Annotated in this window: 3 protein-coding genes and 2 pseudogenes; all 5 read left to right on the top strand. The window is 61.9% G+C overall.

The genetic code is table 11. The features are described from left to right. Positions 1–374, top strand: a pseudogene (locus PF446_RS11335) (hypothetical protein); the annotation flags it as partial. Between the two features lie 200 nt (positions 375–574). Beyond that, positions 575–1,351 carry an FKBP-type peptidyl-prolyl cis-trans isomerase gene (locus PF446_RS11340; RefSeq protein WP_298071647.1) on the top strand — a complete coding sequence of 259 codons (777 nt, stop codon included), beginning with the start codon at positions 575–577 and terminating at the stop codon, positions 1,349–1,351. 161 nt (positions 1,352–1,512) lie between these two features. Next, positions 1,513–2,862 carry a UDP-glucose/GDP-mannose dehydrogenase family protein gene (locus tag PF446_RS11345; protein WP_298071649.1) on the top strand — a complete coding sequence of 450 codons (1,350 nt, stop codon included), beginning with the start codon at positions 1,513–1,515 and terminating at the stop codon, positions 2,860–2,862. An 11-nt stretch (positions 2,863–2,873) separates the two neighbouring features. Further along, the gene (locus PF446_RS11350) at positions 2,874–3,086 is read left to right on the top strand and encodes a SlyX family protein (RefSeq protein WP_298071651.1); all 213 of its coding nucleotides are present in this window, start codon (positions 2,874–2,876) and stop codon (positions 3,084–3,086) included. Positions 3,087–3,145: 59 nt separating this feature from the next. Further along, positions 3,146–3,424: pseudogene (locus PF446_RS11355) on the top strand (DUF2058 domain-containing protein); the annotation flags it as partial.

Genomic DNA, 3,424 nt, shown 5'->3' on the forward strand with positions numbered 1-3,424 from the left:
TGCCGATGCTGATCGCGGTGTACCGCAAGTCCGGCGCGCTGGGCATGCTGCTGGCCGAACTGGGTATCCGTGAGCGCTTCGCCGGACAGTACACCTATGCCATTCGCAACGTGCTGGCCCGGGTGATCCCGTTGCTGACCCTGGTCGGGCTGGCCGTACTTGTGGCCGCGCTGGGCGCCACCATCCTGCCGCCGCGCGGCATTGCGGCAACCTTGATCGTGGCAGGGGCGTTGGTGGCGCTGATTCTATGGCGAGGGCTGGTTCAGGTTCACGCTCGCCTGCAAGCGGCGCTGAAACAGACCCTGGAGCCAGGACACAATTCGATTTATCCAGCAAAAAAGCCCAAAAAACAAGGTTCTGAGGACATTACGTGATGTTTGTTCAAGCAAAGCATCCCGCAAATGCACCAGGCATTTCCCCTGCGCCGGGTGTTTGAACCTTTGCAGGCTATTCGGGTCCATATCCAAACGCCGTTGCCAAGCTGGCTGCCGGACCGGCACAATGCCTGACCTGCCCGCGTCGGGTCAGGAAGATTCCGATGGCGTTGGCACACATACAAACGAGGGAGTATCGAATGAAGCACTTTTCGCGTATCGCAATAATGGCCTTGGCCATTGCTGCGTTCGGCACGTCCACCGCCACGTTCGCCCAGGCTGGCAAGTCCAAGAAGCCGGTCCCGGTCGACAAGAACAAGGCCAGTTATGTGGTGGGTTGGGACATGGCCAGCCAGTTGCCGCCGATCGTGCGTGATGAAATCAACCCTGAGATCGTCGCCCAGGCGATGCGGGATGCCCTTTCCGGCAAGAAGCCCAAGTACGACAAGGCGGAATCGAAGAAGATCCGCGAGGCCTTCGTGTCGCAGTTGCGTGCCAAGGCCAAGGTCCAATACGAGAAGCTTGCTGCCGAGAACAAGTCCAAGGGCGCAGCGTTTCTCGCCGCGAACAAGAAAAAGCCGGGCGTCAAGACCACGTCTTCGGGCCTGCAGTACAAGGTCCTCAAACAGGGCACCGGTGCACATCCGGGTCCCAATGACACGGTCAAGATCGATTACGTCGGTACCTTCATCAACGGCAAGAAATTTGATGCTTCGGCCGACCACAAGGGTGGTGGCCCGGCTTCGATTCCGGTTGCCAACGTGATTCCCGGTTTCCGAGAAGGGCTGGAATTGATGCAGGTCGGTGGCCACTACAAGCTGTATATTCCTTCCGACCTGGCCTACGGCGAGCAGCCGCAGAATCCGTTCCCGCCGAACGCCACGCTGATCTTCGACGTGAAGCTGGACAAGACCACGCCGCCGGCCCCGAACAGCGGCGACAGCAGTGACAACAGCAGTGACGGCAGCGGTAACTGATCGCTGGCCGGCTGCATGTATGACCTGCGGGGTGCGGAGCGATCCGCACCCCGTTTCATTTTGGATGCCGCGAAGGGCCTGCGTGTGACGCTGAACTGGTCGTCGACGCACCCGCTGCCTACAATGTGCGATCTGTCGCATGCGTCGGGAATGACATCATCATGAATGTAACGATCTTTGGCACGGGCTATGTGGGACTGGTCACAGGGACCTGCCTTGCCGAAATGGGCAACCATGTAACCTGCGTGGACGTGGACGCGGACAAGGTGGCAGGCCTGCAGCGCGGTGAAATTCCGATTTTCGAGCCCGGCCTCGAGCCGATGGTCAAGCGCAACCAGGACAGTGGCCGCCTGACGTTCACCACGGATGCCGCCCCGGCCATTGCCCATGGGGAGATCATCTACATTGCGGTCGGCACCCCGCCCGATGAGGACGGCAGCGCGGATCTGCGTTACGTATTGGCCGTGGCCCGAACCATCGGCGAGCATCTGTCCCAGTACGCGGTGGTGGTGAACAAGTCCACGGTTCCTGTAGGCACGGCGGATCTGGTCCGCACGACCCTGATCGAGGCGCTTGACGCACGCGGCAAGAAAGTTGATTTCGACGTGGTCTCCAATCCGGAGTTCCTGAAGGAAGGTGATGCGGTCAACGATTGCATGCGTCCTGACCGCGTCGTGATTGGCAGCTCCAGTGAGCGGGCCATCGGCTTGTTGCGCAAGCTGTACGCACCGTTCAACCGCAATCACGAGCGCATGGTGGTGATGGACATACGCTCGGCCGAGCTGACCAAATACGCGGCCAATGCCATGCTGGCGACCAAGATCAGCTTCATGAACGAGATCGCCAACATCGCCGAACGCGTGGGTGCGGATGTGGAGCAGGTGCGCCTGGGCATTGGTTCGGACCCGCGCATCGGATTCCATTTCATCTATCCGGGCGCCGGTTACGGTGGCTCATGCTTCCCGAAGGATGTGCAGGCACTGGAGCGCACGGCGCGCATGCATGACTACTCGGCCACGCTGCTGGAGGCGGTCGAAGCGGTCAACGCCAGGCAAAAGCACAAGTTGTTCGAACTGCTTGATCGGCATTTCGAGGGTCGTCTGGAAGGGCGCACGATCGCGCTCTGGGGGTTGGCATTCAAGCCCAACACCGACGACATGCGCGAGGCGCCCAGTCGTTACCTGATGGAGGCCTTGTGGGCCCGGGGTGCACGGGTGCGCGCCTTTGATCCCGAGGCGAGTGGCGAGACCCGCCGTATCTTCGGCGAGCGTGATGACCTGGTGCTGTGTGAGGGGCCGCGCGAGGCACTTGAAGGTGCCGATGCCCTTGCCGTGGTTACCGAGTGGAAGGCTTTCCGCAGCCCGGATTTCGCACACCTGGCGGCCACGCTGCGCGAGCGCGTGCTTTTCGATGGTCGTAACCTCTACGACCCCGCGCAGGTCGAGGCGGCGGGCCTGGCCTACTACGGCATCGGCCGTGGTCGTTCCGTGCATGTGTCTCCGATGCAGTGAGTACCAGGACCATGGCTACGGACAATCACCAGTTGCATGACCTGCAAATGCGCCTGACCTTCATCGACGAAGCGGTGGGTGCGCTTTCGGATGCCGATGCGGGCATCAGCAAGCGCCTGCTCGCCATCGAACAGTCGCTGCGGGAAATCCGCAACGAGCTGGTTTCCCTGCGCGATGCGACGGGTCACGATCCGCACAGCGAGCCGCCTCCGCCCCATTATTGAACGACCCGCGTCCAGAGCTCCTGTGAAGCGGGTGCCGAGGCGTGCAAGGATTTTCTCCCATGGCCGATTCCCTGCGTGACCAACTGCTCAAGGCAGGCCTGGTCAGCACCAGCAAGAAAACCACCAAGAACCGTCCGGATCGCCGGGAGGGCCCCGACCAGCCGCGTCGACGCGGCGGCAAGGGCAGGGCAACACAAACCCCTGCGCGAACGGATGAGGAACTCGATCTCGCCCGGGCCTATGCGCTGCGCGCCAAGTCCGAGGCCGCCGAACGTCGTCGCGAGAAGGCCGAGGCCGAGCGTCAGGCCAGGCTGCGCCGGGAGCGCAAGCAGGAGCTG

Source organism: Oleiagrimonas sp., from assembly GCF_027858935.1.
Lineage (GTDB): Bacteria > Pseudomonadota > Gammaproteobacteria > Xanthomonadales > Rhodanobacteraceae > Oleiagrimonas.